23 protein-coding genes and 1 riboswitch are annotated in these 25346 nt (G+C 72.5%); of the genes, 6 read left to right on the plus strand and 17 right to left on the minus strand.

What is annotated here, in order from left to right; genetic code table 11:
* Window positions 1–4 precede the first annotated feature (4 nt).
* The 13 genes from IEX37_RS14080 to IEX37_RS14140 all read right to left on the minus strand — a co-directional run bounded on the left by IEX37_RS14080 (window position 5) and on the right by IEX37_RS14140 (window position 13099).
* Window positions 5–1303: a citrate synthase gene (locus IEX37_RS14080; protein WP_229663286.1), complete on the minus strand. Its 1299-nt coding sequence runs from the start codon at window positions 1301–1303 to the stop codon at window positions 5–7.
* A gap of 201 nt (window positions 1304–1504) precedes the next feature.
* On the minus strand, window positions 1505–2620 hold the full coding sequence (gene dapC, locus IEX37_RS14085; protein WP_188756937.1) for a succinyldiaminopimelate transaminase: 1116 nt from the start codon (window positions 2618–2620) through the stop codon (window positions 1505–1507).
* 71 nt (window positions 2621–2691) lie between these two features.
* Window positions 2692–3018, minus strand: coding sequence for a ferredoxin (gene fdxA, locus IEX37_RS14090; RefSeq protein WP_188756939.1), 327 nt, complete (start codon window positions 3016–3018; stop codon window positions 2692–2694).
* Window positions 3015–3482 (minus strand): histidinol dehydrogenase, encoded by a 468-nt coding sequence (locus tag IEX37_RS14095; RefSeq protein ID WP_229663287.1) that lies wholly within the window; start codon window positions 3480–3482, stop codon window positions 3015–3017. The genes fdxA and IEX37_RS14095 overlap by 4 nt, the downstream gene beginning before the upstream one ends.
* A 28-nt stretch (window positions 3483–3510) precedes the next feature.
* On the minus strand, window positions 3511–3825 hold the full coding sequence (locus IEX37_RS14100) for an AzlD domain-containing protein (RefSeq protein ID WP_188756942.1): 315 nt from the start codon (window positions 3823–3825) through the stop codon (window positions 3511–3513).
* Window positions 3822–4571, minus strand: a complete 750-nt coding sequence (locus IEX37_RS14105) for an AzlC family ABC transporter permease (RefSeq protein ID WP_188756943.1) — start codon at window positions 4569–4571, stop codon at window positions 3822–3824. Before IEX37_RS14105 ends, IEX37_RS14100 begins: the two co-directional genes overlap by 4 nt.
* 20 nt (window positions 4572–4591) lie before the next feature.
* Entirely contained in the window at window positions 4592–5083 is a 492-nt protein-coding gene (locus IEX37_RS14110) for an NUDIX hydrolase (RefSeq protein ID WP_188756945.1), read from the minus strand.
* Between the two features lies 1 nt (window position 5084).
* Window positions 5085–6989: a translational GTPase TypA gene (gene typA / locus IEX37_RS14115; protein WP_188756947.1), complete on the minus strand. Its 1905-nt coding sequence runs from the start codon at window positions 6987–6989 to the stop codon at window positions 5085–5087.
* Window positions 6990–7088: 99 nt separating this feature from the next.
* Complete coding sequence (locus tag IEX37_RS14120; RefSeq protein ID WP_188756949.1) at window positions 7089–7667, minus strand: PH domain-containing protein; 579 nt, start codon at window positions 7665–7667, stop codon at window positions 7089–7091.
* A gap of 1 nt (window position 7668) precedes the next feature.
* Window positions 7669–9375, minus strand: coding sequence for an ABC transporter ATP-binding protein (locus IEX37_RS14125; RefSeq protein WP_373286269.1), 1707 nt, complete (start codon window positions 9373–9375; stop codon window positions 7669–7671).
* Complete coding sequence (locus IEX37_RS14130; protein ID WP_188756951.1) at window positions 9372–10304, minus strand: ABC transporter permease; 933 nt, start codon at window positions 10302–10304, stop codon at window positions 9372–9374. The genes IEX37_RS14125 and IEX37_RS14130 overlap by 4 nt, the downstream gene beginning before the upstream one ends.
* Window positions 10294–11223: an ABC transporter permease gene (locus IEX37_RS14135; protein WP_188756953.1), complete on the minus strand. Its 930-nt coding sequence runs from the start codon at window positions 11221–11223 to the stop codon at window positions 10294–10296. Before IEX37_RS14135 ends, IEX37_RS14130 begins: the two co-directional genes overlap by 11 nt.
* 211 nt (window positions 11224–11434) lie before the next feature.
* Complete coding sequence (locus tag IEX37_RS14140; protein WP_188756954.1) at window positions 11435–13099, minus strand: peptide ABC transporter substrate-binding protein; 1665 nt, start codon at window positions 13097–13099, stop codon at window positions 11435–11437.
* A 231-nt stretch (window positions 13100–13330) separates the two neighbouring features.
* Here IEX37_RS14140 and IEX37_RS14145 point away from each other — a divergent pair, with 231 nt between their 5' ends.
* A complete protein-coding gene (locus tag IEX37_RS14145) occupies window positions 13331–14116 on the plus strand; it encodes a CPBP family intramembrane glutamic endopeptidase (protein ID WP_229663289.1) in 786 nt (261 codons plus the stop codon).
* A 135-nt stretch (window positions 14117–14251) separates the two neighbouring features.
* Here the strand turns inward: IEX37_RS14145 and IEX37_RS14150 are convergent, their stop codons facing one another.
* The 3 genes from IEX37_RS14150 to thiM all read right to left on the minus strand — a co-directional run bounded on the left by IEX37_RS14150 (window position 14252) and on the right by thiM (window position 17327).
* Window positions 14252–15742, minus strand: a complete 1491-nt coding sequence (locus tag IEX37_RS14150) for a bifunctional hydroxymethylpyrimidine kinase/phosphomethylpyrimidine kinase (RefSeq protein ID WP_229663290.1) — start codon at window positions 15740–15742, stop codon at window positions 14252–14254.
* Complete coding sequence (gene thiE / locus IEX37_RS14155; RefSeq protein ID WP_188756957.1) at window positions 15739–16431, minus strand: thiamine phosphate synthase; 693 nt, start codon at window positions 16429–16431, stop codon at window positions 15739–15741. Before thiE ends, IEX37_RS14150 begins: the two co-directional genes overlap by 4 nt.
* Complete coding sequence (gene thiM, locus IEX37_RS14160) at window positions 16431–17327, minus strand: hydroxyethylthiazole kinase (protein ID WP_188756958.1); 897 nt, start codon at window positions 17325–17327, stop codon at window positions 16431–16433. Before thiM ends, thiE begins: the two co-directional genes overlap by 1 nt.
* A riboswitch (TPP riboswitch) is annotated at window positions 17319–17413 on the minus strand. Its footprint overlaps the gene before it by 9 nt.
* A gap of 80 nt (window positions 17414–17493) precedes the next feature.
* Between thiM and IEX37_RS14165 the strand changes: the two genes are divergently transcribed.
* The 5 genes from IEX37_RS14165 to IEX37_RS14185 all read left to right on the plus strand — a co-directional run bounded on the left by IEX37_RS14165 (window position 17494) and on the right by IEX37_RS14185 (window position 23202).
* Window positions 17494–18192, plus strand: coding sequence for an NUDIX hydrolase (locus IEX37_RS14165; protein WP_188756960.1), 699 nt, complete (start codon window positions 17494–17496; stop codon window positions 18190–18192).
* A gap of 79 nt (window positions 18193–18271) precedes the next feature.
* A complete protein-coding gene (nadA, locus tag IEX37_RS14170; RefSeq protein ID WP_188756961.1) occupies window positions 18272–19609 on the plus strand; it encodes a quinolinate synthase NadA in 1338 nt (445 codons plus the stop codon).
* Window positions 19610–19611: 2 nt separating this feature from the next.
* Window positions 19612–21192, plus strand: coding sequence for an L-aspartate oxidase (nadB, locus tag IEX37_RS14175; protein WP_188756964.1), 1581 nt, complete (start codon window positions 19612–19614; stop codon window positions 21190–21192).
* Entirely contained in the window at window positions 21186–22052 is an 867-nt protein-coding gene (gene nadC / locus IEX37_RS14180; RefSeq protein ID WP_188756966.1) for a carboxylating nicotinate-nucleotide diphosphorylase, read from the plus strand. Before nadB ends, nadC begins: the two co-directional genes overlap by 7 nt.
* A 7-nt stretch (window positions 22053–22059) precedes the next feature.
* On the plus strand, window positions 22060–23202 hold the full coding sequence (locus IEX37_RS14185; RefSeq protein WP_188756968.1) for a cysteine desulfurase family protein: 1143 nt from the start codon (window positions 22060–22062) through the stop codon (window positions 23200–23202).
* Window positions 23203–23208: 6 nt separating this feature from the next.
* Here the strand turns inward: IEX37_RS14185 and IEX37_RS14190 are convergent, their stop codons facing one another.
* Window positions 23209–25131 (minus strand): ABC transporter ATP-binding protein, encoded by a 1923-nt coding sequence (locus tag IEX37_RS14190; protein ID WP_188756987.1) that lies wholly within the window; start codon window positions 25129–25131, stop codon window positions 23209–23211.
* Between the last annotated feature and the right edge of the window lie 215 nt (window positions 25132–25346).

A 25346-nucleotide genomic window follows, 5' to 3' on the forward strand; every position in this document is an offset into this window, starting at 1 on the left:
ACGACTACACCCCCGGGTAGTCGCGCTCGGGCGAGCCCGTGTACAGCTGCTGCGGACGGCCGATCTTCGTCTTGGGGTCCTGGTGCAGCTCGCGCCAGTGCGCCAGCCAGCCCGGGAGCCGGCCGATCGCGAACAGGACCGTGAACATCCGGGTGGGGAAGCCCATCGCCTTGTAGATGACGCCCGTGTAGAAGTCGACGTTCGGGTAGAGACGGCGCTCCTTGAAGTAGTCGTCGTTCAGCGCGATCTCCTCGAGCTCCTTGGCGAGATCGAGCAGCGGGTCGTGCACGCCGAGGGCCTCCAGCACCTCGTCGGCGGACTGCTTGACCAGCTTCGCGCGCGGGTCGTAGTTCTTGTAGACGCGGTGCCCGAAGCCCATGAGCTTCACGCCGTCTTCCTTGTTCTTGACCTTCTCCACGAAGCGCTGCACGCCCTGGCCCGAGTCGCGGATCTGCGCGAGCATCGTGAGGACGGCCTCGTTGGCGCCGCCGTGCAGCGGACCGGAGAGCGCGTGGATGCCGGCCGAGATCGAGGCGAACTGGTCGGCACCGGTCGAGCCGACGAGGCGGACGGTCGACGTCGACGCGTTCTGCTCGTGGTCCTCGTGCAGGATCAGCAGGCGCTCGAGCGCGCGCGACATGACCGGGTCGACCTCGTACTCCTCGCTGAGGACGCCGAAGTTCAGCTTCAGGAAGTTGTCGACGAAGCTCAGCGAGTTGTCGGGGTACAGGAACGCCTGGCCGACGCTCTTCTTGTGCGCGTACGCCGCGATCACCGGCAGCTTGGCGAGCAGGCGCACCATGTTGAGCTCGACGTGGTCGGGGTTGGCCGGGTCCGACTCGTCCTCGTAGTACGTCGACAGGGCCGAGACGCCCGACGAGAGCACGGCCATGGGGTGCGCCGTGTGCGGCAGAGCCGTGAAGAAGCGCTCCTTGAGGTCCTCGTGGAGCAGCGTGTGGTGCCGGATGCGGTCGTCGAAGCGCTCCAGCTGCTCCGGGGTGGGCAGCTCGCCGTAAATGAGAAGCCACGCGACCTCGAGGTAGCTCGAGTGCGTGGCCAGGTGCTCGATCGGGTAGCCGCGGTAGCGCAGAATGCCCTGGTCACCGTCGATGAACGTGATGTCGGACTTCGTGGCCGCGGTGTTGACGAACCCGTAGTCGAGGGCCGTGTAGCCCGTCTGGCGCGTCAGCGTGGACACGTCGATGCTGGATGCACCGCTCACGGCGGGCAGTACCGGGAACTCGGCGGTCTTGTCACCGATGGTCAGGGTGGCCTTGTCGGGCAGCTGTCCCGCGTCGCTCACGGCGCCTCCTTGCGATTGCATGTCGCGATTGGTGTCGCATTCAAGGGAGTCGGCGCGCCGCCATGTTCCACGCCGGCGCGTCCTCGGGCGGCGCTCCGTTGATCCGGGACCACCCCGTACAGCCTATCGGGCACGGAGAGCACCTGTGACACTCGCCGAAGTCCGGTCGGATCCGTTGCGGAAACCTCTAAGCGGCGCCCGTCACCGCGGCGCCGCGGACCGCAGGCGCGCCGCCGCCTCCGCGACGCGCTCGTCCGTCGCGGTGAGCGACAGGCGCACGTGCTGCGGGAAGAACGGGCCGTAGAAGACGCCGGGTCCGGCCAGGATGCCCAGCTCCGCCAGCCGCCCCATCGACTCCCACGCGTCGCGGCCCTCGGTCGCCCACAGGTACAGCCCCGCCTCGCTGCCGTCGATGCGGAAGCCGGCCGCCTCGAGCGCGGGCCGGAGCAGCTCCCGGCGCGCGCGGTAGCGCTCCCGCTGCTCGTCGACGTGGGCGTCGTCGTGCAGCGCGACCGTCATGGCGTGCTGCACGGGCGCGGGCGGCATGAGGCCGAGGTGCTTGCGGGCGGCGAGCAGGTCGGCGATGATGCGCGCGCACCCGGCGACGAACGCGGCGCGGTAACCGGCGAGGTTGGACTGCTTGCTCAGCGAGTACACGCTCAGCACGCCGGCGCGGCTGTCGCCGATCACCCGCGGATCGAGGATGCTCGGCACCGGCGTGACATCCCACGGTGCGTCCCACCCGAGCTCCGCGTAGCATTCGTCGCCTGCGATCACGGCACCGAGCTCGCGGGCGCGCTCGACCGCGCGGCGCAGCGCGTCGACGTCCCACACGCGGCCGTCCGGGTTGCCGGGCGAGTTGATCCACACGAGGCGGGTGCCGGGGGGCCACTCCTCCGGATCGTCGGAGGCGAGCGGCGTGGCGCCGACGACCCGCGCCCCGACCTCGTAGGTGGGGTACGCGGCGCGCGGGTGGACGACGGTGTCGCCCGGCCCCAGACCCAGCAGCGTCGGCAGCAGCGCGACGAGCTCCTTCGAGCCGATCGTGGGCAGCACGTTACGGGGCTCGAGGCCCGGGACGCCCCGGCGACGGGCGTACCACGCCGCGATGGCCTCGCGCAGCGGCGGGGTGCCCACGGTCTGCGGGTACGCGTGCGCGTCGGTCGCCTCGGCGAGCGCCTCGCGGATCACCGCGGGCGTCGGATCGACCGGGGAGCCGATGGACAGGTCGCACAGGCCCCCCTCATGCGCGCGGGCGCGCTCCGCGTAGGGGGCGACCGCGTCCCACGGGTAGTCGGCCAGGTCGCGGACGCTCACTTCGGGTCCCTTCGGTCGCTCCGCGCAGCACCTGCGGTCGCGCCGGGCGATCGGCGCTCACCGCGCACGGCTCAGTGCTCGTTCCCCTGGGGCGGCAGCGCCGCGACGACGGGGTGGTCCTTCGGGATGACGCCCACCTTGGCCGCGCCTCCCGGGGAGCCGACCTCCTCGAAGAACTCGACGTTCGCCTTGTAGTAGTCCTGCCACTCGTCCGGCAGGTCGTCCTCGTAGTAGATCGCCTCGACCGGGCACACCGGCTCGCACGCGCCGCAGTCCACGCACTCGTCCGGGTGGATGTAGAGCATGCGATCGCCCTCGTAGATGCAGTCGACCGGGCACTCATCGATGCAGGCACGGTCCTTGACGTCCACGCAGGGAAGAGCGATCACATAAGTCACGGGTCGATTCTACGCGTCCCCGACTGGACGTCCCCCGAGCCGGCGGCATCTCCCGTCCGCCGCGTCCCGGGCCCGGCCGCGGGACCCGTCCGCAGCCGCGCAGGGTCGGGCCAAGCCGCGACGAGCAGGACCACCCCGGGAAGCGCGTAGCTCCACACGAGCCCGAGCGGGAACTCCCCCGGCGCACTCTGCGGCACCACGACGGATCCGCCGGGCCCCGTCCCCGAGTACACCGCCAGCAGCGCGATCATCGCGAAGCCGGCCGCCCAGGTGACCCAGCGCGCCTCCACGAGCAGGCGGAGCGCGACGAGCAGCGCGCCGCACCCGACGAGCGCGAGGACGAGACCCACCGGCAGCGGACCGGCCGTGTACGCGTGTGCGATCGTCCCGGCGACGCCGAACACCGCGCCGGCCGCGACAGCCAGCGCGCCCACGGCGATCCGATTCGGCCAGCTCACGCGCATCCCTCCAGCGTAGGGCGCCCCGCGCCGGTCACGCGGCCAGGCCCGCCGCCCGCAGCAGGGCCGCGACCACCGCTGCCGCGAGCACGACGACGAGGAAGGGCGCCCGGAACCACAGCAGGATCCCCGCCACAGCGAGCGCGGGCACACGGGCGTCGACCGTGATCGCCCGTCCGTCACCGAGCGTCTGCACCGCCACGAGCGCGCTCAGCAGCGCGACCGTCAGCAGGTCGGTGATGCGGGCCGGGCGGGGCCGCTCCAGCCACGCGGGCGGGGTGAGGTATCCGGCCATCTTGAGCACGACGCAGGCGATCGACGCGATCAGGATCGGCGTCCACAGCGTCATCGCGCGCTCCCCTTCCGGGGCGTGCCGGGTGGGGCGCCGTCCGCGGCGTCGTCGCGCCCGAGCCAGTTGAACCAGCCGACGACGACCGCGACGACCGCGGCGACGAGCACCGGGACCCCGGGGATCAGCGCGGGCGTGAGCGCGGCGGCCACCACCGCGGCGGCCACTCCCACCGCGATCGCCTGGCGCGACCGCAATCGCGGCCACAGCAGCGCCAGGAAGGCCGCGGCGGCCGCGGCGTCGAGGCCGTAGGCGCGCACGTCGCCGAGCACGTCGCCGAGCAGCGCGCCGGCCAGCGTCGTCAGATTCCAGCCGATGTAGATGCCCACGCCCGTGACCCAGAAGCCGATGCGCCGGGCGCGCGGCTCGGTGTGGGCGAGCGCGACGGCCGTGGACTCGTCGATGGTGAAGGGCGCCGCGGCGACGCGCGCGCCCCAGGAGGTGCCCACGACGGGGTTCATGCGCACGGCGTAGGCGACGTTGCGCGCGCCCAGCAGCACGGCGGAGGCGATCGCCGAGGGCGCGGCGGCCAGACCGCCCGACGCGATCACCCCGACGAAGGCGAACTGCGACCCCCCGGTGAACATGAGCAGGCTCAGCACGCACGTCTGCCATACGTCGAGTCCCGCGGCCACCGCGAGCGCCCCAAACGACACACCGTAGGCGCTCGTCGCGACCGCGACCGCGATGCCCTGTCGCCATGCGCTCCGGGTCTCGGCGGTGACGGGAGGGCGCGGCGAACTCACCCGTGTGAGCCTACCGAGGGTCACGACCGCTCGAAGCGGGCCACTTCGCCGCCCGTGGCCGCCTGCCGGATCCGGTCCCGCATGTCGGCGTTGAGGTCATCCAGCGCGTCGAGCTCGTCGAGCGGCCACCAGAACGCCTCGCTGTTCTCGCCGTCCGCCGGCGAGGGCTCCCCCGACACGTAGCGGCAGCGGAACACGAGGTCCAGGTACTGGGACCGGTCGCCGTTGGGATACGTCATGGGTGGCAACGCGCGCACCCACGACAGCACCTCGGCCTCCGCGACGACGTCGGCCTCTTCGAGCACCTCGCGCACGGCCGCGATCGCCGGCTCCTCCCCTGGATCGACGATGCCGGTGACGGGCGTCAGCCAGCCGTTGTCGGTGCGGCGCACGAGCAGCACCTCGTCGCCGCGGTCACCACGGCGCAGCACGACCGCCGTCACGCCCGTCAGCCACAGCAGTTCGTGCCCGACCTTCTCCCGGAGGCGGAGGACGAACTCGGGAGTGGGCACGTCAGCCCTGACGCTTGAGGCGCGACGCCGCGCGGCCGCGCTCGGTCGCGTCGAGGATCACCTTGCGGATGCGGACGGCCTCGGGCGTGACCTCCACGCACTCGTCCTCGCGCGCGAACTCCAGGCACTCCTCGAGCGAGAGCTGGCGCGGCGGAGTGAGCTTCTCGAGCTCGTCGGCGGTGGACGAGCGCATGTTCGTGAGCTTCTTCTCCTTGGTGATGTTCACGTCCATGTCCTCGGACCGCGTGTTCTCACCGACGACCATGCCCTCGTACACCTCGTCCGTGGGCTGCACGAAGAACGTCATGCGCTCCTGCAGCGCCATCATCGCGAACGGCGTCGCGACGCCCGCACGGTCGGCGACGATCGAGCCGCGCTCGCGCGCCACGATCTGACCGGCCCACTCGCCGTAGCCGTGCGCGATCGCGTTCGCGATGCCCGTGCCGCGCGTGATCGAGAGGAACTCGGTGCGGAAGCCGATGAGGCCGCGCGACGGCACGATGAACTCCATGCGGATCCAGCCGGTGCCGTGGTTGGTCATGCCGTCCATGCGGCCCTTGCGGGCGGCCATGAGCTGCGTGACGGCGCCGAGGTGCTCCTCGGGCACGTCGATCGTGAGGTGCTCGTACGGCTCCTCGATCTTGCCGTCCTCGCCCTTGCGGGTGACCACCTGGGGCTTGCCCACGGTGAGCTCGAAGCCCTCGCGCCGCATGTTCTCGACGAGGATCGCGAGCTGCAGCTCGCCGCGGCCCTGCACCTCCCAGGCATCGGGCTTGCCGATGTCGACGACGCGGATCGAGACGTTGCCGATCAGCTCGCGGTCGAGGCGGTCCTTCACCATGCGCGCGGTGAGCTTGTGGCCCTTGACCTTGCCCACCAGGGGCGAGGTGTTGGTGCCGATCGTCATCGAGATCGACGGCTCGTCGACCGTGATGGCGGGCAGCGGGCGCACGTCCTCGGGATCGGCGATCGTCTCGCCGATCGTGATGTCCTCGAAGCCGGCGATCGCGACGATGTCGCCCGGGCCGGCCTCCTCGGCCGGGTATCGCTCGAGCGCGCGCGTCAGGAACAGCTCGGTGATGCGGGCGTTGGAGTGCGAGCCGTCGTGGCGCACCCAGGCGACCGTCTGACCCTTGCGGATACGCCCGTTGAACACGCGCAGCAACGCGAGACGGCCGAGGAACGGCGAGGAGTCGAGGTTCGTGACCCACGCCTGCAGCGGCGCCTCGTCGTCGTACTCGGGCGCGGGGACGTGCTCGAGGATCGCCCGGAACAGCGGCTCGAGGTCGTCGTTGTCCGGCAGCGAGCCGTCGGCGGGGCGGTTGCGCGACGCCGCACCGGCGCGGCCCGAGGCGTACACGACCGGCACGTCGAGCAGCGCGTCGACGTCGAGGTCGGGCACGTCGTCGACCAGGTCGCTCGCGAGCCCGAGCAGCAGGTCGTGGGCCTCGCCCTCGACCTCGGCGATGCGCGCGTCGGGGCGGTCGGTCTTGTTGACCAGCAGGATGACCGGGAGCTTGGCCTCGAGCGCCTTGCGCAGCACGAAGCGCGTCTGCGGCAGCGGACCCTCCGACGCGTCGACCAGCAGCACCACGCCGTCCACCATCGACAGACCGCGCTCGACCTCGCCGCCGAAGTCGGCGTGGCCGGGGGTGTCGATCACGTTGATCGTGATCGGGGTCTCGGTGTGCGTGCCGTTGTAGGTGATCGCCGTGTTCTTGGCGAGGATCGTGATGCCCTTCTCACGCTCCAGGTCGTTCGAGTCCATCGCGCGCTCCTCCACGTGCGCGTGCTCGCCGAAGGAGCCCGTCTGTCGCAGCATCGCATCGACCAGGGTCGTCTTGCCGTGGTCGACGTGCGCGACGATCGCGACGTTGCGGAGGTCGGAACGGAAGGCGCGCGCCATGGATGATCCTTGTCAGAGCGAGGGAGGTGACCCGGAGCCGGGACAGTCGATCCTACCGTGCCCTGCCGCGCCCGGGCTGAGCGCCGCCGCGGGCGCGCGTCAGCCGGCGATCGCGACGGCGACCGCGCACCATGCGACGATGAGCGCTCCGGCGACCACGGCGGGCACGTCCCACGTGCGGGTCACCGTCGCGGGTTCCCCGGCCGGCGCCGAGGCGAGGGCAGCCTCGTGGAGACCGCGCAGCACGTCGAGCGTCTCCTCCGCCTCCGCCTCGCGGGAGGACGGGCGGCCCGACAGGCGGGGCCGGTAGCGCCGCGGAGCGGCGACCGCCCATGCCTGCAGCACGGTCTTTCCGCGGCCCGAGCCGGCCGGCTCGACCAGGTGCAGCTCGAGCTGCCAGCGCATCACGATGTCGGCCACGGCCGTCCACGGCACCTCGGCCACGCGCAGCACGTTGTGGATCCGCACGCCGCGGTCGGTGACGACCACGCGCGGCGCGTACATGAGGATGTACACGAGCCACAGGATGAGGAGCAGCCACGGCGCGACGAGCACGGTCTGGTCCCATCCACCGCGGACGACGAGGTCCGCGAACAGGAGCAGCGCGACGATCACCGCGGCCACGAGAGAGAAGGTCCCCGCCGGGGCGCGGAGGACGCGCCGCTCCTGCTCCGCCATGTCAGCGGCCGCCGAGCTGCACCGACGCGCCCGGGATGGCGTCGAGCAGGCGCTGCGTGTACGCCTCCCGAGGCGATGCGAAGATCTCGTCCACGGTGCCCTGCTCCACGACGCGCCCTCTCTCCATGACGCACACCATATCGGCCGCGACGCGCACGACCGCGAGATCGTGCGTGATGAAGAGGTACGTCAGACCGAGTTCGGCCTGCAGCTCCGCCAGCAGCTTCAGGATCTGATCCTGCACCAGCACGTCGAGCGCCGACACCGCCTCATCGAGCACGACGATCGACGGCTTGAGCGCAAGCGCGCGCGCGATCGCGACGCGCTGGCGCTGCCCGCCCGACAGCTCGTTCGGGTAGCGCCACGCCAGCTCGCGCGGCAGCGACACCTGCTCCAGCAGCTCGAACACCCGCTCGCGGCGCGAGTCGCCGTCGCCGACGCCGTGCACGTTCAGCGGCTCCGCGACGAGGTTGCCGATGCTGCGCAGCGGGTCGAGCGAGCCGTAGGGGTCCTGGAACACCGGCTGCATGCGGCGGCGCAGGGCGAAGACGTCCTTGCGGCTCATGGTCGTCGTGTCGCGCCCGTCGAACAGGATCTGCCCGCTCGTGACCGTCTCCAGCTGGAGCACCATCTTCGCCACGGTCGACTTGCCCGAGCCGGACTCCCCCACCAGCGCCAGCGTCTTGCCGCGCGGGATGGCGAACGACACGTTGTCGACGGCGCGGAACGGCTCGCTGCGGAAGCCGCCCCTGCGGATGCGGTAGTCCTTGACGAGGTCGCGCACCTCGACCACCGGCGGGTGCGCCTCGAGGACCTCCTCGGCGTGCTCCACGCCGCGCGACTCGACCGAGGCCTGGATGCGCTGCGATGCGAGGCTCGGTGCCGCCGCGACGAGGCGCTGCGTGTACGGGTGCCGCGGGTCCTCGAGGATGTCACGGCTGGGACCCGCCTCGACGACCTCGCCGCGGCTCATCACGACGATGCGGTCGGCCCGGTCGGCGGCCAGGCCCAGGTCGTGCGTGATGAACAGCACCGAGGTGCCCTTCTCGCGGGTGAGCGACGCCAGGTGGTCGAGGATGACGCGCTGCACCGTGACGTCGAGCGCGCTCGTCGGCTCGTCCGCGATCAGCAGCTTCGGGTCGGCGGCCAGGCCGATGCCGATCAGCGCGCGCTGGCGCATGCCGCCGGAGAACTGGTGCGGGAACTGGTGCAGGCGCCGCTCGGCGTCCGCCAGGCCGGCCTGCTTTAGCACCTCGATCGCGCGGGCCTCGACCTCCTTGCGTCCGGTCGCCAGGCCGTTGGCCCGCACGGCCTCCTTCACCTGGAAGCCGATCGACCACACCGGGTTGAGGTTCGACATGGGGTCCTGCGGGACGTAGCCGATGTCGCGGCCCCGGAGCGACTCCATCTCCCGCCGGCTCGCGGTCGTCAGCTCGACGCCGTCGAGCCGGATGCTGCCGGCCGTGACCTTCCCCGTGCCCGGCAGCAGGTCGATCACGGCGGCCGCGGTCGTCGACTTGCCCGAGCCGGACTCACCGACGATGGCGACCGTCTCCCCGGGGTAGACGTCGAGGTCGACGCCGTGCAGCACCTCGCGGGCCTTCTTGCCCGTGCCGAACGAGACCTTCAGGTCGCGGATGCTCAGAAGCGGCTCGGCCATCCCCGTCCCCTCTCTTGCCATGCGGGCGTCGCGTCGGGTCTCGGTCATCGCTGGGCCCTCGCCTTCGGGTCGACGGCGTCGCGCAGGAGCTCGCCGAGGGTGATGAAGGCCAGCACCGCGAGCGTGAGCGCGAGCGACGGCCAGAACAGCGCCATGGGAGCCGTGCGCAGCGACGTCTGCGCCTGACTGATGTCGGCGCCCCACGACACGGTGCTGCCGCCGAGTCCGACGCCGAGGAACGACAGCGTCGACTCGGCGACGATCGCGTGGCCGAGGCTGATCGTCGCGACCACGATGACCGGTGCCATGGCGTTGGGCAGCACGTGTACGAGGAGCGTCTTGAAGCGCGACATCCCCAGCGCGATCGAGGCCATGACGTAGTCCGACTGCTTCACGCGCAGCACCTCGGCGCGCACGATGCGCGCCGTGGACGCCCAGGAGAAGCCGCCGATCGCGAGCGCGAGCACGAGCTCGTTGCGGTGATCCGACAGCACCGACATCACGACGATCGCCGCGACGATGTAGGGGATCGTGAAGAAGATGTCGCCGATGCGCGACAGCAGCGAGTCGAGGAAGCCGCCGTAGAACGCCGCGAGCGCGCCCATCACGACGCCGATCGAGGTGCCGATGAGCGTCGCGAGCAGGCCGACGACGATCGACGTGCGCGTGCCCCACACCACGCGCGACCAGATGTCGCAGCCCTGGCGGGTGAACCCGAGCGGGTGCCCCGGCGCGGGGCCGGCGTTGCTGTTGCCGAGCTGACACACGCCGCCGGCGGGCGGGACCTGCGTGAACAGCGACGGCCATGCCGCCATGACGACGACCAGGGCGGCGACGACGACGGAGATCCAGAAGAGCGGGCGCCGGCGCAGGTCGCGCCAGGCGTCCAGCCACAGGTTGCTCTTCTTCTCGTCGACGTGCACCGCGTCGACGACGACCGTCGACGCGGGGGCGACGAAGCGCGTGTTACTTGACATAGCGGATCCTCGGGTCGAGCAGACCGTACAGCAGGTCCACGATGAGGTTGATGAGCACGTAGATCACCACGAAGATCGTCACGAAGGACACGACCGTCGGGTTCTCGCCGCGCGAGATCGCGTGGTACAGCACGTTGCCGACGCCGGGGACGTTGAAGATGGCCTCCGTGACGGTGGCCCCGACCATCAGGATGCCGAACTGCGTCGCGACGTCCGTGACCATGGGGATCATGGAGTTGCGCAGCACGTGGACGGGGATGACGCGGCGGCGCGAGAGGCCCTTGCTGTATGCGGTGCGGACCCAGTCCTGACCCAGCGTCTCGATCGTCGACGAGCGCGTGAGCCGCATGCTCGTGGCGTAGATGCTGAGGGCGAGCACGATGGCGGGCAGCCACAGGTCGCCCCAGTCGTTGTTGCCGCCGACCGTGGGGCTGAACCAGCCCAGCTGCACGCCGAGCACGAACTGCGCGACGAAGGCGACGACGAAGACGGGCACCGCCACGAAGATCAGCGCGATCACGAGCATCACGTGGTCGTACCACGTGCCCTTCGCGAGGGCCGAGGTCAGGCCGACGAAGATCGCGATCACGAACGCGATCGCGACGGCCATCACGGCGAGGCGCAGGGTGACGGGGAACGCCCGGGCGAGGGTGTCGATGACCGGACGACCGTTGAAGCCGACGCCGAAGTCGAGACGGAAGACGCCACCGATGTAGTTCAGGTACTGCACGATGAAGGGCTGGTCGAGCAGGTACTGCGCGCGCAGCCGCGCCAGCACGGCCTCGGGCGGCTGCCTGTCGCCGAACAGCGCGGCGATGGGGTCGCCGGGCATGGCGAACACCAGGAAGTAGATCAGCAGGGTGGTTCCGAGGAACACGGGGATCACCTGCAGGATCCGTTTGAGGATGTAGACGGCCACCCTCCGCCTCCCTTCCGGGGACTTGGTTCATGAGCTGCGCGGCGCCGCGCAGGAGGCTCGTCGGCTGCGCGAGCGGGGAAGAGGCGCGATCAGATGCGCCGGAGCCGCACACATCTTTCCTCTCCTCTGCTGGGAGAACGGTGTGCCGACCAGCACGGTGCGAGGCGGTGGCGCGAACGCCACCGCCTCGCACGGTGTCACTCAGACCTCTTTACTCGGCCTTGGTGATGTCGTGGTAGAGCGGCACCGAGTTCCAGCCGAACTCGACGTTGTCGACACCCTGCGCCCAGCCGCCGGCCACGTTCGAGTAGAACAGCGGCAGTGCCGGCAGGTCGCGGAGGAGGACCTCCTGGGCCTGCTGGAAGTAGCCGTTGGCCTCGTCCGGGTCGGTCGACGTGATGCCCTGCTGCAGCAGGCCGTCGAACTCGGCGCTCGAGTAGTCACCGTCGTTCGAGCCGGCGTTGGTCGCGTAGAGCGGGCCCAGGAAGTTGTACAGGCCCGGGTAGTCGGCCTGCCAGCCGGTACGGAACGCCGACGTCATGGAGCGCGCGCCCACGTCGCCGCGGAGCTCGGCGAACGTCGCGTAGGGCATGCCCTCCGCGTCGATGCCCAGCGCGCCGTTGATGGAGTTGACGACCGCGGTCACCCAGGCCTCGTGGCCACCGTCGGCGTTGTAGGCGATGCCGAACGTGCCCTCCCACGGGCTGATCGCGTCGGCCTCGGCCCACAGCTCGGCCGCACGCTCGGGGTTGTACTCGAGCACCTCCGAGCCCTCGAGCGAGTCGCTCCAGCCGTCGATGACCGGCGACGTGAAGTCACTGGCGGGCGTGCGGGTGCCGAGGAAGATGACCTCCGCGATCTCCTCGCGGTTGATCGCCATCGAGATCGCCTGGCGGCGCAGCGTGCCCTCCTCGCCCTCGAAGTGCGGGAGGTACTCGGGGATCGTGATCGACTGGAAGATCGCCGCGGGCTGGTTGACGAAGTTGCCGTCCAGCTCCTGCTCGGCGACCTCGAGCGAGGAGTCCGGGATCGCGTCGAGCACGTCCAGGTTGCCCGCGAGCAGGTCAGCGTACGCCGCATCCTGCGACGCGTAGAACTCGATCGTGAGCCCGCCGTTCTGCGGTGCGCGCGGCCCGTCGTACTCCGGGTTCGCGACCAGCTCGATGCGCACCTCGTGCTCCCACGCGTCCTCGCTCGCGAGCATGTAGGGGCCGTTGCCGACGGGGCTCTCGCCGAACGCCTCCGGGTCCTCGAACGCGATGTCGGGGAGCGGGTAGTAGGCCGAGTAGCCCAGGCGCTGCGCGAAGTCCGAAGCCGGCTTGTTGAGCGTGATCGTGAACGTGTAGTCGTCGATCTGCTCGAGCCCGGTCAGGTCGCCGTCGGCACCGTAGATGTCGTCGTCGGGGTCGTTCGGGTCACCCGGGTCGTTGATGAAGCCCTCGATGTCCTCGAAGAAGTACGCGTTGTAGTGACCGTTGTCGATCTGCGCGCCGTAGTTCCACGCCTTGATGAAGTTGTCGGCCGTGACCTCTTCGCCGTCGGTGAAGGTCAGGCCCTCGCGGAGCTTGACGGTCAGCTGGGTCGGCGAGTCGACCGTGATCTCCTCGGCGACCTCGTTGACGACGGCGCCGTCGGCCTCGTACGAGATGAGGCCGGCGAAGATCGCGTCGAGGATCTTCCCGCCGCCGACCTCGTTGGTCATGGTCGGCCAGAGCGGGTTCTCCGGCTCCGAGCCGTTGGTGGTGATGATGGCGTCCGCCGACCCGTCGGCAGTGTCGTTGCCGGTGCCGCCGCCGTTGCTCGCGCAGCCGGCGAGCGCGAGCGCGCTGACACCGAGCAGCGCGACGCCCGACAGGGCGATCTTGTTGCGCTTCACAGGTTCCTCCTGGAGAAGGGATGGGAAATGGTCCGCGACACAGGGGGCCGCGAACGATAGCGACGACTCTAAGCCGCTGTGCGGACTGCCCCAAACTCGGCGTTGAACCGTTACATACCTTTTACCCAGTTCCTGAGAGGTTGCGCACTTTGCCCCCACCACTCGGGATATCAGGTATATTGCGCGGCTGCGCGCGCGGGGAAACCACCTCTCCTGTGTCAATCTGACGTGGTGACCGCCCCCGATCCCTTCCCCCGACCGGCGCCGCGGACGTCGCGGACGCGGCTGCGCGTGGAGATCCTGATCGTGCTCGCCCTGACGCTCGGGCAATCTGCGCTCTACTCCGTCCTGACGCTCGTGCGCCGGCTCCTCGACCCCCGCCCGCTCTCCGAGCAGTCGGCTCAGCTCAACCGCCCGCTCGACTCCGCCGCCGTCTGGGACGCGGTGTACCGCGTGCTCGACGTCGCATTCGACCTCGCTCTCGTCGCGCTGGTGGTCTACCTGCTCTGGGAGCCCGGCCGCAACGCGCTGCGCCGGCTCGGGCTCGACTTCTCGCGGGCCGGGCGCGACGCGCTGGGCGGGCTCGCTCTCGTGGCGGTCATCGGCATCCCCGGTCTCGCGCTGTACGCGGCCGGGCGCGCGGCCGGCATCACGGTGTCGGTCGTGGCATCGCCCCTGGACGCCGCCTGGTGGACGATCCCCCTGCTGGTGCTCTCCGCGGTGCGGGCGGGCCTCATCGAGGAGGTCATCGTCGTGGGCTACCTGGCGGACCGCCTCTCGCGCCTCGGATGGGGATCGTGGTCGACCATCGTCTCGACCTCGCTGCTGCGCGGCGCGTACCACGCCTACCAGGGCTTCGGCGCCATCGTGGGCAACATCGCGATGGGCATCGTGTTCGGCTGGTGCTACCGCCGATGGGGCCGCCTCATGCCACTGGTGATCGCCCACACGGCGATCGACGTCATCGCGTTCGTGGGTTATCCCCTCGCGGTGATGCTGTGGCCCGGCCTCTTCTGAGGCGCACCGCGGCGCGCCATCGGTGCGCACGAGAACACGCCGCGGTCGATGACCTCCCGCACCGCCCGGTGCTCGGCGAGGTCGGCATGTAGCGCACGTCGGGAGAACCCGGCGGGCCAGGGCCTCCGCCGCCGGTCACGGCGTCGTCGCGCCGGTCTGCGCGAAGAACGCCAGCTCGTGCCGACAGGACGTCTCGAACGCGGCGCGCATCCGGGCGACGCGATCGTCCGAGGCCGCACGCGCCGCGCGCCGGGTCCACGCGATGGCCTCCGCCGTCGCCGACGCGAAGCCCGGATCGCCGTAGGCGTCGAGCCACTCCGCGTACGGGTGTCCCTCGCGGGACACGGACGCCAGGCGCGCGCCGAGGTCCTGGTACAGCCAGAAGCACGGCAGCAGCGCGGCGACGAGCACGGCGTGGTCGCCCGCTTGCGCTGCGCGCTCCAGGTGGGCGAGGTAGGCGGCCGTCTCGGCCGAGGGGGCCGCCGCGTGCGGGGACGAACCGTCGTCGGCCCCGCCCGGCGCGAGATAGGAACGGTGCAGCGCGAGCTCCTCCGTGACGCACCGACGCGCCGCCTCGGCCCAGAAGGCGCTCTCCGCGGAATCCGGCGCGAGTTCCGACGCCCGCTCGAGCAGCCTCGCGTAGGCGCCGAGATACAGCGCGTCCTGCTCGAGGTACGCGGCGAATCGAGCGGGGTCGAGCGAGCCGTCGGCGAGCTGGCGGACGAACCAGACCTCGTCGAGCTCGCGCCGCAGCGCGGCGATGTCCTCCCACCAGGCGTCCGGCTCCGCGGACCGGCGCGGCGGACGTTCGCCCGACCAGAGTGCGTGGGCGTGGTGGAGCGGCCCGTGCCCGCCGGGGCGCCCGACGTCCAGAGCATCCGCCGCCTCGATCGCGCGGCGCACCCAGGCACGCGCCAGGCGGGTCGCCCAGGGCCAATCGCGCTCCCGGGCATAGAGCGTCGCGAGCGCGGAGGACAGCGAGCAGCCGGTGCCGTGGGTGCTCGTGGTCGGGATGCGCTCGTCGTCGAACGTCGCGATCGGGCCGTCGGGGCCCACGAGCGCGTCGGGGCAGCGGGGACCGTCGAGGTGCCCGCCCTTGGCGAGCACGAGCACGTCGTGCCGGGCCGCGAGCCCTCGCACCTGCCGAAGCGCGACGCCCCAGTCGCGCGCCACGGGCTCGTCCACGAGCGCGGCGAGCTCGGGGAGATTGGGGGTCACGACGTCGGCCCGCGCGATCAGCCCGTGCAGCGCGCGCTCCGCCTCCGGGTCGAGCAGCCGGTCGCCGCTCGTGGCGACCATGACCGGGTCGAGCACGACGGGAGGGCGCTCGGGCAGTGCGTCGAGCCAGGCGGACACCGTGTCGATCGCGGCGGCCGTGCCGAGCATCCCGATCTTCACGGCGTCGATCCGCACGTCGGAGGCGAGCGTGTCGAGCTGCTGCCGCAGGAAGCCCGTCGGCGGCGCGTGGACGGCGCTGACGCCCTGGGTGCTCTGGGCCGTGAGGGCCGTGAGGGCCGCCATGCCGTATCCGCCGCACGCCATGATCGACTTGATGTCCGCCTGCACGCCGGCCCCGCCCGACGGGTCGGATCCGGCGACGGCGAGGACGTGGGGAATGCCGCTCACGACCGCACCCTCCCCTCCGCGGGGGCCACGGGCGCCGCGTCCTCCCATTCCCGCCGCAGTGCGGCCGCCGCGGCTCGCGGATCCGGGCTCGCGCACACGGCGCGCACCACGGCGAGGCCCGCGGCTCCGGCCGCGCGGGCGGCCGCGGCGTCCCCCGGGCCGACTCCTCCGATCGCCACGCACGGGAACTCGGCGGCGAGAGCGACGAACGCCGCGAAGCCGTCCCATCCGAGCGGATCGGGGTGGTCCTTCTTCGTGGGGGTCGCCCGGATCGCGCCGACGCCGAGGTAGTCGACCGTGCCCGCCGGCAGACGCCGCAGCGCCGCGAGCTCGGACGCCCGGCTCGCGCTGAGCCCCACGACGGCGTCCGGCCCGACGAGCCGCCGCACGCGCTCCGCCGGCAGATCGCTCTGCCCCACGTGCACGCCGTCGACCGGGAGCCCGTCGGCACGGGCGGCGAGGTAGACGTCGACGCGGTCGTTGACCAGCAGCGTGGCGCGTCCGGCGATACGCCGCGCGCAGTCCGCGACCGCCTCGAGAAGCTCCGCGGCCGACAGGTCCTTTCCGCGCACCTGCACGACGGTCGCGCCGCCCTCCACCGCCGCGGCGGCCAGCTCGGCGACCGAGCGTCCGTGGATGCTCGCGGCGTCAGCGACGAGATAGGTGGCGAGGTCTGCCGCGGCGATCATCACTGCGCACCCGTCTCGCCGGCTCGGGCGCGGCCGCGCAGCGCGGCCGGTTCGACGCGCGCGATCTCGTCCAGGAAACGGACGGCGAAGGTGCCCGGGCCGTCCGCCGCGAGGGCCGCACGCTCGGAGGACACCGCGTACAGCGCGTGGGCCGCGACCGCACCGGCCAAGGACGAGTCCGGAGAGGCGAGGCCGCGGGCGGCCGCCACCGCCGCCGCCACGACCGCACCGAGGGCGCAGCCGCCACCGGTGACCCTGGTCAGCAGCGGGCTGCCGCCCGGCACGCGCACGACGCGCGCTCCGTCCGTGATGAGGTCGACCGGGCCGGACACCGCGACCACGGCACCCGTGGCGCCCGACAGCGCCATCGCGGCGTCGCCGGTCCCCTCGACGTCGTCGGTCGAGTCCACGCCGCGGCCGCCGCGGCCGGCACCGGCGAGCGCGAGCACCTCGGACGCGTTGCCGCGGATCACCGCGGGTCCGAAGGTCAGCAGTTCGCGCGCGAAGGCGCTCCGCAGCGAGAGCGAGCCGACGCCCACCGGGTCGAGCACCCACGGCGTGCCCGCCGCCCGGGCGGCCTGCGCCGCCTCCCGCATCGCCTCGCGCTGCTCGCCCGAGGGCGTGCCGAGGTTGATCAGCAGCGCCGACGCCAGGCGTGCGCACTCGCCCGCCTCCCCCGGGACGTCCGCCATCACCGGTGCAGCGCCTGTCGCGAGCAGCACGTTGGCCGTGAAGTTCGTGACCACGGCGTTCGTCACGCACTGCACCATCGGCGCGCTCTCGCGCAGCCGGGCGTGAACCGCCGCCGCGTCCGGCACTCCCGCGGGCCCGGCCGCCTCGGCAGTGCCGCCGGCGTCCGCCCGGTCCTCATCCGTCCGTGGGTACGCGTCACCCATCAGCGACATCCCTCCGCTCGTCCTAACGAGATCAGGTGATTACGGGTGTGATCTCAGTCCCCGAAGGGACACCCCGTGTCACTGCGCCCGAGCATACCCGCCGAGACGGGCACGCGCATGGGCACGGCACACCAGCACGGGCACGGCGCACGGATACGCTCGGAGGGTGAGCCCGTCGCCCTCCCCGTCCGCCGCCGACGCGATCCGCGTCGCGGTCTCGGCGGTGATCTTCTCCCTGCGCGCGCACCCCGGCGCGGACAAGCTCATGATCCCGCTCGTCCGCCGCACCCGGGATCCGCACGAGGGGATGTGGGCGCTCCCCGGCGGCTGGCTCGATGAGACCGAGGGACTGGACGAGGCGGCGGCGCGCACGCTCGCGGAGACGACGGCACTGACCCCGAGCTACCTCGAGCAGCTGTACACGTTCGGAGACGTCGACCGCTCCCCGACCCGCGTCGTGTCCGTCGTGTACTGGGCACTGCTGCGGTCGGACCTCGTCGATGCGCAGCGCTCGGTCGCGGGCGCGCCCGAGAACGTCGAGTGGTTCGACGTCGACGCGCTGCCTCCCCTGGCCTTCGATCACAACCGCATCGCCGGCTACGCGCTGTGGCGCCTGCGCAACAAGGTCGGGTACAGCCGGATCGCCGCGGGCCTGCTCCCCGACGAGTTCACGCTGACCGAGCTGCGGGCGGTCTACGAGTCGGTGCTCGGCCGCAGGCTCGACCCCTCCAACTTCCGGCGCCTGCTCGAGGGATCGGAGGCGCTCGTGCCGACCGAATCGTTCCGCACCGGCAAGCACCGTCCGGCGCGCCTCTTCCGCTACAACGCCGACGCCGAGACCGACAAGCGCGGCCCGCTGGACTGACCGCGTTTGCACTTCAGGTCGGATCGACCTAATGTGACCTCACAGTTAGTGTCGTCACGACCAGAAGGCGCGGTGCACCATGACCGTCTCTCCCCTGACCCTGTCCGCGCGCGACGGGATCGACGCCTCCGTCGACCGCGGCATCCGTGCGATCGTCTCGGGGGCTGCGAGCGGCGAGACCTGCGCGACCGAGCTCGCCGCGGCACCCTGGACGTTCGACGCCGCTCCCGGATACGGGCCGGGCGCCTCCATGGGGGATGTCATCCCGGCGGGCGCGCCGCGACAGGGGGCCCTCCCGGCCCAGTACCGCGAGGCGAGCGAGGACGAGCTGCACCAGCGGATCCGCGACGCCAAGGCGGCGCTGGGGAGCCGCCTCGTGATCCTCGGGCACTTCTACCAGCGCGACGAGGTCGTGCGGCACGCCGACTACGTGGGCGACTCGTTCCAGCTCGCGAACGCCGCCAAGGCCCACCCGGAGGCCGAGGCGATCGTCTTCTGCGGCGTGCACTTCATGGCCGAGACGGCCGACCTGCTCTCGGGCCCCGACCAGGCGGTGATCCTGCCGAACCTGGCCGCGGGCTGCTCCATGGCCGACATGGCCGACATCGACCAGGTCGAGGACTGCTGGGAGCAGCTGGAGGACGTGTACGGCCCGCTCGACCAGCGGGACGCCGACGGGCTGCTGCCCGTCATCCCCGTGACCTACATGAACTCCTCCGCGGCCATCAAGGGCTTCGTCGGGCGCCACCACGGCATCGTGTGCACGTCGTCGAACGCCCGCACGGTGCTCGAGTGGGCGTTCGCGCGGGGCCGCCGCGTGCTGTTCTTCCCCGACCAGCACCTCGGACGCAACACGGCCAAGGCGATGGGCGTGCCGCTCGAGGCCATGCCGATGTGGAATCCCCACCGACCGCTCGGCGGCTCCGACGAGCCCACCCTGCGGGACGCGCGCGTCATCCTCTGGCACGGCTTCTGCTCCGTGCACCGCCGCTTCACGGTCGAGCAGATCGAGAAGGCGCGCGCGGAGCATCCGGGGGTCCGCGTCATCGTGCACCCCGAATGCCCCATGCCCGTCGTCGACGCGGCCGACGAGGCGGGCTCCACCGACGTCATCCGCCGCGCCATCGAGGAGGCCACGACGCCCACGACCTTCGCGATCGGCACCGAGATCAACCTCGTGCAGCGGCTGGCCGCCCAGCATCCGCAGCACACGATCTTCTGCCTCGATCCGGTCGTGTGCCCGTGCTCCACGATGTACCGGATCCACCCGGGCTACCTGGCGTGGACGCTCGAGGAGCTCGTGGCGGGACGCACGGTCAACCGCATCTCGGTACCGGCCGACGTCGCGGAGCCGGCGCGCCTCGCGCTGGATCGCATGCTCGCGTGCGTGCCGCAGGCGCCTGCCCGAAGGGCCTGAGGATGACGAGCGTCCTCGTCTTCGGCAGCGGCATCGCGGGGCTCACCTGCGCGCTGCACGCGGTGCGCCACCGGATGGACGTCGTGCTCGTGACCAAGGCGGCGGCCGACCAGGGGGCCACGCGGTACGCGCAGGGCGGCATCGCGGGCGTCGTCTTCCCCGAGGACCACGTCGAGGCCCACATCGCGGACACCCTGGCGGCCGGCGCGGGGCTGTGCGACGAGAGGGCCGTCCGGGTGCTCGTGACGGAGGGGCCGGACCGGATCAGGGAACTGGTCCGGCGGGGCGTCGCGTTCGACCGCGACGCCGCGGGACGGCTGCGCCGGGGCCTCGAGGGCGCGCACTCGTTCCCCCGCATCCTTCACGCGGGAGGCGACGCCACGGGCCTCGCGATCGAGCAGGCCCTGCTGCGGGCGGTCCGAGAGGCGGGTGTCGGGGTCCTGGAGCACGCCTCGCTCGTCGACCTCGCGGTCGCGGACGGCGCGGTCGAAGGAGCCCGCGTCCTCGTCGACGGCCGGGAGCTCGCCCTCTCCGCCGACGCCGTCGTCCTGGCCACGGGCGGCGCGGGGCAGCTCTACGCGCGCACGACGAGCCCCGCCGTGGCGACCGGTGACGGGATCGCCGCCGCGCTGCGCGCCGGCGCCGAGACGCGGCATCTCGAGTTCGTCCAGTTCCACCCCACGGTGCTCGCGGCCGACCACGACGCGCGCGCCGCCGGCGCCTTCCTCATCTCGGAGGCCGTGCGGGGTGAGGGCGCCGTGCTCCTCGACGAGCGCGGGCGGCGGTTCGCGCACGCGGCGCATCTGGACGGCGAGCTCGCGCCCCGCGACGTCGTCGCCCGCGCCATCGCGGCGACCATGGCGGCCCAGGACGGCCGTCCCGTGCGGCTCGACGCGACGCGGCTCGGCGCGCGCACGCTGCGCACGCGCTTCCCCTCGATCGACGCCGCACTCCGCGAGCGCGGCCTCGACTGGGCCTCCGAGCCGGTTCCCGTCGCCCCCGCGGCGCACTACTTCATGGGCGGGGTGCGCACCGACCTGTGGGGCCGCACCACGGTCGCCGGCCTCTACGCGGTCGGTGAGACCGCGGCGACCGGTGCGCACGGGGCCAATCGCCTGGCCTCGAACTCGCTGCTGGAGGGCGCCGTGTTCGGCGCGCGTGCCGCCGCCGCCATCGCGCGCGGGCGCGCCGCGACGCCCGTCGCCATGGGCGACCCCACCGCGCATCCGCCTGCCCCCGCACCCGCCGCCGCGTCCGCCGACCGGGGCGCGCCGTTCTCGCGCGTCGCGCTCCAGCGCCTCATGTGGCAGGACGTCGGCCTGCTGCGCGACGCGGCCGGCCTGGATCGGGCGGCGCGCACGATCGCGGCGTGGCGCCGCACCCGAGCGGAGGGCGCCGCGGTACCGGAGCGCGAGGACGGGAACCTGCTCCTCGTCGCCGAGGCGGTCGTCGCCGCCGCACGCGCGCGCCGCACCTCGGTGGGCGCGCACTTCCGCCGCGACGCCCCCGCCGCCGCGCGCGCCGCCCGCGGGCGCGCCGTCCCCGCTCGCCCCGTTCCGTCCCCGGCAGGAGCCCCATGCTGACCCCCCGCCTGATCGACCGTGTCGTGGGCGCCGCCCTCGACGAGGACGCCCCGTGGGGCGACCTGACGAGCCAGACGCTGCTGCCCGCGGCCGCGACCGCGGACGCCGCGCTCGTCGCGCGCGAGCCGGGGGTGTTCAGCGGTGGCGACGTCTTCGCCGCGGCGTTCCGCCTCACCGACCCCGCCGCGGACGTGGACCTGCTCGTGCCGGACGGCGCGTCCTTCGGGCCCGGCGAGACGCTCGCGACCGTCACGGGCGCGGCCCGCGCCGTCCTGACGGCCGAACGGGTCGCCCTCAACTTCGCGCAGCGCATGTCGGGCATCGCGACGCTCACCTCGCGCTACGTGGCCGAGGTCGCGCACACGCGCGCGCGCATCGCCGACACGCGCAAGACGACGCCCGGGCTGCGGGCGTTCGAGCGTCACGCCGTGCGGTCGGGCGGGGGCATGAACCACCGGTTCTCGCTGTCGGACGCCGTGATGGCCAAGGACAACCATCTCGCGGTGCTCACGGCGGGTGCGGAGGCGGACGGGCCTCGCCTCACCGCCGCGCTGCGCGACGCCTTCCGCCGGCTGCCCCACACCACGCACGTGGAGGTGGAGGTCGACGCGATCGAGCAGATCGAGCCCGTGCTCGCGGCCGGAGTGCACACCATCATGCTCGACAACTTCTCCCTCCCCGAGCTGCGCCGCGGCGTCGCGCTCGTCGCCGGACGCGCGATCGTGGAGGCTTCGGGAGGCGTGGACCTCGGCACGGTCCGCGCCGTCGCCGAGGCGGGCGTGGACGTCATCTCGGTGGGCGCGCTCACCCACTCCGCGCCCTCGCTCGACCTCGGGCTCGACGTGCGCGTCGCACGCTAGGACCGCCGTGCTGTACCTCGACAACGCCGCCACCACCCCCGTGCGGGGCGAGGTGCTCGAGGCGATGGCCCCGTACCTGACGGGCGAGTTCGGCAACGCCTCGAGCCGCCACACCCTCGGCGAGCGCGCGGCCGCGGCGCTCGAGGACGCGCGGGCGCGCGTCGCGGCGGTGCTGGGGATGCGGCGCGGCGACGTGGTCTTCACCTCCGGCGGGACCGAGGGCAACAACCTCGCCGTGAAGGGCATCGCGATCGCGGCCCTCCTGGGCCGCGGGGCGCGGCACATCGTGACGACGCCCATCGAGCACGAGTCGGTGCTCGCCTCCGCGGATCATCTCCGGCGCGTCCACGGGTTCGACGTGACGCTCGTGCCGGTCGACCGGGACGGCGTCGTCGATCCCGACGCGGTGGCCGCCGCGGTGCGGGACGACACCGCGCTCGTGTCCGTCGCGCTCGCGAACAACGAGGTCGGCACGGTGCAGGAGCTGCCCGCCGTCGCGGCGGCGGTCCGCGCGGTCGGGCGAGGCCTCCCGGTCCACAGCGACGCCGTGCAGGCCGCGGGCTGGCTGCCCCTGGCGGAACTGACCGTGGACGCCGTGACGATCGCCGGGCACAAGATCGGCGCCCCCAAGGGCACGGGCGCCGTCGGCGTGCGCGGCCGCGTGCCGCTCGAGCCGCTGCTGCACGGCGGCGGCCAGGAGCGCGGCCGGCGCAGCGGCACGGAATCGGTCGCGGGCGCCGTCGCCCTCGCGACGGCCCTCGAGCTGGCCGAGGCGGAGCGCCGGGCGGGTGCGCTGCACGTCGCGGAGGTCCGCGATCGGCTGGTCGCGAGGGTCGTCTCGCTCGTGCCGGACGCACAGCTCACGGGTCATCCCGAGCGGCGCCTGCCGGGCACGGCGAGCTTCGTGTTCCCGGGAGCCGCCGGCGAGGCCGTGCTGCTCGAGCTCGAGCGGCGCGGGGTCGTGTCCTCGAGCGGCTCCGCGTGCGCGGCGGGCAGCTCCGACCCGTCTCACGTGCTGCTGGCGATGGGGGTTGACCCGGACCTCGCGCTCACCGCCGTGCGCCTCACGCTCGGACACCGCCCGGATCCGCGGATCGAGCCCGTCGCCGAGGCGCTCGCCGCCGCGGTCGCCGCCGTCCGGGGGCGCTGAACCCGCTCAGACTCCCGGGGAGCGGTCCGCCGCGCGGGCGTCCTCCGGCTCGGCTTCCAGGCTCCGCGACGCCGAGAGCTGCTCCTCGGCCAGCTCGGCGTACAGTCCGCCGAGCGCGAGCAGCTCGGCGTGGGTGCCGGATTCGACGATCCGGCCCCCCTCCACGACGTGGATCACGTCGGCATCGATCACGGTGGACAGCCGATGCGCGATCGACAGCGTGGTCCGCCCGCGCGCCGCGGTCTCGAGCGCGTCCTGCACGATGCGTTCCGACACGGTGTCGAGGGCGCTCGTGGCCTCGTCCAGCAGCAGGACGGGCGGGTCCTTGAGCAGCACACGCGCGATCGCGACACGCTGCTTCTCGCCGCCCGAGAGGCGATAGCCCCGCTCCCCCACGACCGTGTCGTAGCCGTCCTCGAAGCCCGCGATGATGTGGTGGATGTTCGCCTTGCGGCAGGCCTGTTCGATCTCGGCGTCCGTGGCGTCCGGCTGGGCGTACCGCAGGTTCTCGCGGATGCTCGCGTGGAAGAGGTAGGTCTCCTGCGACACGATGCCGACGTGGTCCACGATCGACTCCTGCGACAGCCGCCGCACGTCCTCGCCCGCGAACAGCACCTCCCCCGAGGACGCCTCGTACAGGCGCGGCGCGAGATACAGCACGGTGGTCTTGCCTGCGCCGCTCGGCCCGACGAAGGCGACCTGCTGCCCGGGCTCCGCGACGAACGACACGCGGTCGAGGGTGGGGCGCGAGTCCGGCGCGGCATCGGGGTAGCGGAACGAGACGTCGCGGAACTCGATGCGCCCCACGGGTCCCCGCGCCCGCTCGACCGGGAGCGCATCCGGAGCGTCCTCGATCGCGGGGCGCAGGTCCAGGTACTCGAAGATGCGCGCGAAGAGAGCGGCCGACGTCTGCACGTCGAGCGCGACGCGCATGAGCCCGATGAGCGGCTGCAGCAGACGCGCCTGCACGGTCGTGAAGGCGACGATCGTGCCGGCCGTGAGGGCGCCCGCATCCCCCGCGATGAGGAATCCGGACACGAGGTAGATGACGGCCGGCACGCTGGACATCAGGACGTGCACGACCGCGAAGAAGCCCTGACCGCTCATGGCCTGGCGTACCTGGAGCCGGATCTGGTTGGCGTTCTCGCGCGCGTAGCGCTCGGACTCGGTGCGCTGGCGGTTGAACGACTTGGACAGCAGGATGCCCGAGACGCTCAGCGTCTCCTGCGTGATGGCGGTCAGCTCCGACAGGGAGTGCTGCGTCTGCGCCGCGATCCTGGCCCGCACCTGTCCGACCCGGCGCTGCACCACGACGAGCACCGGCATGAGCACGACGGCGATGAGCGTGAGCCGCCAATCGATCAGGATCATGGCCACGAGCGACGCGATCACGGTGACGCTGTTGCCCAGGATGCTCGCCACCGTGTTGGTCAGCACCCCCGACACCCCACCGACGTCGTTCTGCAGCCGGGACTGGATGACGCCGGTCTTGGTGCGCGTGAAGAACCCCAGCTCCATGGCCTGGAGGTGCTCGAACATGCGCACGCGCAGATCGCCCGTGACGCGGTTGCCGACGTTCGACGTGAACCACGTCTGCAGGACACCGACGAGCGCGCTGGCGATGTACAGGCCCACCATCAGCAGCACCAGTCGCACGAGCAGGTCCAGCTCCACGGCCCCGCCCCCGGTCGGGAACAGCGCGTCGTCGAAGATGCGCTGGATCACCAGGGGCGGCACGACCCCCAGCGCCGCGCCCACGATCACGAGGAGCCCGGTGACCGCGATCCGGCCGCGGTAGGGCCGGAACAGGGCGACGACGCGGCGGCGCAGGTGCGGGACGACGGGCGCCTGGGCGTTCAGCCGGCGCAGGCTCTCCTCGTCCATGCGGCCGATCCCGCCGTGGCCGCCTCCGCCGCCCCTCAGCCCCATGCTCATTCGGCCAGCCTAGGTCGTGTGCGGCGCTCGCCGGATCCGCGAGGCGGACCCGGGCTCAGCGTGACGGGACGGTGAATTCCTCCGGCGCCGGGAATGCGGCGTCCGACCCCGCGGTTAGGCTGGAGCGTCGGCCTTCGGGTGCCCTCGACGCTGCCCCGAGCTGTCGCCGGCCCGCCCGTCCGACGCGCCTCTTGCTCGGCCTCGGACCC

Source organism: Microbacterium album, from assembly GCF_014643695.1.
Lineage (GTDB): Bacteria > Actinomycetota > Actinomycetes > Actinomycetales > Microbacteriaceae > Microbacterium > Microbacterium album.

Excerpts from the sequence above, each read along its gene's own strand:
- IEX37_RS14095 (WP_229663287.1), bottom strand. The coding sequence starts at position 3,482 with ATGCGCGTGAGCTGGCCGAATCGGATCGCCGTGGGCGCGCTGGCTGTC.
- thiM (WP_188756958.1), bottom strand. The coding sequence starts at position 17,327 with ATGGGTGACGCGTACCCACGGACGGATGAGGACCGGGCGGACGCCGGC.
- nadB (WP_188756964.1), top strand. The coding sequence starts at position 19,612 with ATGACGAGCGTCCTCGTCTTCGGCAGCGGCATCGCGGGGCTCACCTGC.
- IEX37_RS14100 (WP_188756942.1), bottom strand. The coding sequence starts at position 3,825 with ATGACGCTGTGGACGCCGATCCTGATCGCGTCGATCGCCTGCGTCGTG.
- IEX37_RS14125 (WP_373286269.1), bottom strand. The coding sequence starts at position 9,375 with ATGACCGAGACCCGACGCGACGCCCGCATGGCAAGAGAGGGGACGGGG.
- nadA (WP_188756961.1), top strand. The coding sequence starts at position 18,272 with ATGACCGTCTCTCCCCTGACCCTGTCCGCGCGCGACGGGATCGACGCC.
- nadC (WP_188756966.1), top strand. The coding sequence starts at position 21,186 with ATGCTGACCCCCCGCCTGATCGACCGTGTCGTGGGCGCCGCCCTCGAC.
- IEX37_RS14190 (WP_188756987.1), bottom strand. The coding sequence starts at position 25,131 with ATGGGGCTGAGGGGCGGCGGAGGCGGCCACGGCGGGATCGGCCGCATG.
- IEX37_RS14120 (WP_188756949.1), bottom strand. The coding sequence starts at position 7,667 with ATGGCGGAGCAGGAGCGGCGCGTCCTCCGCGCCCCGGCGGGGACCTTC.
- IEX37_RS14130 (WP_188756951.1), bottom strand. The coding sequence starts at position 10,304 with ATGTCAAGTAACACGCGCTTCGTCGCCCCCGCGTCGACGGTCGTCGTC.
- thiE (WP_188756957.1), bottom strand. The coding sequence starts at position 16,431 with ATGATCGCCGCGGCAGACCTCGCCACCTATCTCGTCGCTGACGCCGCG.
- typA (WP_188756947.1), bottom strand. The coding sequence starts at position 6,989 with ATGGCGCGCGCCTTCCGTTCCGACCTCCGCAACGTCGCGATCGTCGCG.